The organism is Variovorax sp. P1_H12_2, from assembly GCF_056405335.1.
In genome coordinates, this window is sequence record NZ_JBFUCI010000553.1 from 1 (window position 1) to 3467 (window position 3467).

Sequence of the window (3467 nt, forward strand, 5' to 3'; positions counted from 1 at the left end):
TCGACGCCGTCGCGATCGTGTCGGTGCCGCTGCGCACTTCGCCCACCACCTTCGCGAGGCTGTCGTTCATGTGCTTCAGCGCCTGCATCAGCTGGCCGGTCTCGTCGCGGCTTTCCACCTGGATGCGCGTGCTCAAGTCGCCCGCCGCCACCGACTCCGCCACCTTGACCGCCTTGTCGAGCGGCCTCGTGATGCTGCGCGAAATGAACCACGCGAACAGGCTGCCGAGGACCACCGTCAGGATGCTCAGCAGAAGCCGCAGGACGACGCCGCGCTCGTTGGCCGCATCGATCGCGCGGCCCATGTCGTCGATCGCCTGCCGTTCCATCGACAGCAATTCGAGCACGCGGCTTTCGTAGGCCTTCGCCGCCGGCAGGAACGACGCCTTGAAGACGCGCTCCGTCTCCTCCGCGTTACCGCTCGCCTTCGCCTTGCCCACCAGCTCCTTGGCGGCCTGGTACTTCGCGCGCAGCTCGACGATCGACTTGAAGGTCGCCTTCTCGGAGTCGGTCGCCAGCAGCGCCTCGACCTTCGCCATGGTCTCGCTGCCCTTCTTGACRCTGTCGGAAATCACCTCGGCGAAGGTGACGGGCAGCGTCTCGTCGGTGGTCTTGGCGATCATCGAGGTGCGCGCGATGGCCGAATAGGTCAGCACGTACCAGTCCGCGATGAGCCGCTCCTTGGCCAGCGGCATCTGCATCATGTGGCGGGTGGCTTCCGCGTTGTTTCGCGCACTGACCAGCGCAATCGTGGTCGAGACCATCGTCAGGCCCAGGACGATGGCGAAGCCGATGGCGAGGCGGGTTCCGATGCGAACGTTGGACAGGAGATTCATGAGGGGGCTCGGAGTTGGAAGTTCGCTTTATTTCAGACCGCGGCGGCCTCGATCAGGCCCATKTCSTCGCTCGACATGAGCCGGTCGATGTCCACCAGGATCAGCATCCGCTCGTCCAGCGTCCCCAGCCCGATCAGGTAGTCCGTGTCCAGCACCGAGCCCATYGCCGGCGCCGGCTTGATCTGYTCCGGCGACAGCGTGATCACGTCCGACACGCTGTCCACCACCATCCCCACCACCCGSCCYCYGATGTTCAGCACGATCACCACCGTGAACTGGTCRTAGCTCGGCGTCCCCAGCGCGAACTTGATCCGCATGTCGATGATCGGAACGATGATYCCGCGCAGGTTCACCACCCCCTTGATGTACTCCGGCGCGTTCGCGATCCGCGTCACCGCGTCGTAGCCGCGCAGYTCCTGYACCTTCTGGATGTCGATGCCGTATTCCTCCTCGCCCAGCGTGAAGGAAAGAAACTCGAGCGGCCTGGCCGCGCGCGCCGCCGGAGCGGCTGCTTCCTGGAGGGACTGCTTGCCTTGATCTGCGTTCATTTCGTTGACTCCATGACTTGAAACTTGCTCTTGCCGCGGGTGCTGCCCCCGGCATCCATCCTGAAGACGCTGACTGCGTCCACCAGGCCCCCGGCCTGCGCCTGCAGCGACTGCGCGGCGGCCGCGGCCTCTTCCACCAGTGCCGCGTTCTGCTGCGTCACCTGGTCCATCTGCGTGATGGCCTGGTTGATCTGCTCGATCCCCGAGGTCTGCTCCCGGCTCGCCGTCGTGATCTCGCCCATGATGTCGGTCACGCGCTTCACGCTRCCGACGATCTCTTCCATGGTCTTGCCCGCYTCGGCCACCAGCGCGCTGCCCGCGCCGACCTTGCCCACCGAGTCGTCGATCAGGCCCTTGATCTCCTTGGCCGCGSCSGCSGAGCGCTGCGCGAGGYTGCGCACCTCGGCCGCCACCACCGCGAAGCCCCGGCCCTGYTCGCCGGCCCGCGCGGCTTCCACCGCGGCGTTCAGCGCCAGGATGTTGGTCTGGAAGGCGATGCCGTCGATGACGCCAATGATGTCGACGATCCGGCGCGAGGACGCGTTGATCGAGGCCATGGTGTCGACCACCTGGCTCACCACCTCCCCGCCCTTCACAGCCACCTCCGATGCAGAGGCTGCGAGCTCGTCGGCCTGGCGCGCGTTGTCGGCGTTCTGCTTCACGGTGCTCGTGAGCTCTTCCATCGAGGCCGCGGTCTGTTCCAGCGCACTCGCCTGCTCCTCGGTGCGCGACGACAGGTCCTGGTTGCCCGCGGCGATCTGGCCCGAGGCGGTCATCACGCCGGCGACGCTGGCCCCGACATCCGCAACGATCGCGAACAGGTTCGCGCTCATCTGGTTCAGCGCCCGCAGCAAGCCCTTGGTCTCGTCGCCGGGACGGATCTGGAACTCGGTCAACGCGCCGCCCGCGATGGCCTGCGCAACGCACACGGCCTGATCCAGCGGTTGGAAGACCGTGCGTGCGAGGAAATGACCCAGACCGATCCAGGCCAGCGCGGAGCCCAGCGACGCTCCCGCGATCAGCGTCGGCAACCAGCCGGGCGCGCTCGATGCCGCGGCGAGCGGTGCGACCGCCGACCAGGCCACGGCGCCGATGCCCAGCGAGAGCATCGCGGCACCGGCGGCGACCCCGGAAATCCGGCGCCGGATCGGAATGCGGCGCAGGCTGCCGATCGGGTCCGAGATGCCGCGGGAGACCACCTCCCCCTGGAAGATCCGCAGGCCCGATGCCTGGCCGTCGAGAATGCGGCGATAGATCCGCCCGGCTTGGTCGACTTCGGCACGATCGGGTTCTCGGCGCACCGACATGTAGCCCTCGGTCACGCCGTTGCGGTGGATCGGCGTCACGTTCGCCTGGACCCAGTAGAAATCGCCGTTCTTGCGGCGGTTCTTGACCAGGCCGGTCCAGGGCAGGCCGCGAGCCAGCGTGTCCCACATGTCGGAGAAGGCCTCCGGCGGCATGTCGGGATGGCGCACGATGTTGTGGGCCTTGCCCATGAGCTCATCGAGGGCGTAGCCGCTGACCTCCACGAAGGTCGGGTTGACGTAGGTGATGCGCCCCTTGAGATCGGTGCGGGACACCAGGGCTGCGCCCTTCGGCAGCCGATATTCCTGGTCGTTGACGGGTAGATTGACACGCATTCGCTTCAGCGCTTTCCAATGGGTTCGACGCGCGTGCGGATGCACCGCGTCCGGATTCGAATTCGAGCCTGCACATGCTCACGACCTGCGTGGTTGGGAAATGACTCTCTCCGGGTTATCGGCAGCGGGTCGCCAGTCCTGAAGGGCTGGCTTTGAAAATTCGGTTCAGCCGTCCGCGCGAGGCCCTCCGAATGCAGGCTCGCTGCGTCCGCCGCTGCCGGCTCCCACCTTGAAGACGCTCACCGCCTGCACCAGGCTCGACGCCTGTTCCTGCAGCGAGCCGGCGGCCGCCGCGGCCTCTTCCACCAGCGCCGCGTTCTGCTGCGTCACCTGGTCCATCTGCGTGATCGCCTGGTTGATCTGCTCGATCCCCGAGGTCTGCTCCTGGCTCGCCGCCGTGATCTCGCCCATGATGTCCGTCACGCGCTTCACGCTGTCCACGAT

3 protein-coding genes and 1 pseudogene are annotated in these 3467 nt (G+C 66.7%); all 4 read right to left on the bottom strand.

What is annotated here, in order from left to right; all coding sequences use genetic code 11:
- Positions 1–835, bottom strand: an 835-nt coding sequence (locus AC1D2K_RS32130) for an MCP four helix bundle domain-containing protein (RefSeq protein ID WP_478094167.1), incomplete at its 3' end; no start/stop codon positions are given.
- 32 nt (positions 836–867) lie between these two features.
- Positions 868–1383 (bottom strand): chemotaxis protein CheW, encoded by a 516-nt coding sequence (locus AC1D2K_RS32135; protein WP_478094168.1) that lies wholly within the window; start codon positions 1381–1383, stop codon positions 868–870.
- The gene (locus AC1D2K_RS32140; protein ID WP_478094170.1) at positions 1380–3023 is read right to left on the bottom strand and encodes a methyl-accepting chemotaxis protein; all 1644 of its coding nucleotides are present in this window, start codon (positions 3021–3023) and stop codon (positions 1380–1382) included. The genes AC1D2K_RS32135 and AC1D2K_RS32140 overlap by 4 nt, the downstream gene beginning before the upstream one ends.
- Before the next feature lie 165 nt (positions 3024–3188).
- Positions 3189–3467 (bottom strand): annotated as a pseudogene (locus tag AC1D2K_RS32145) (methyl-accepting chemotaxis protein); the annotation flags it as partial.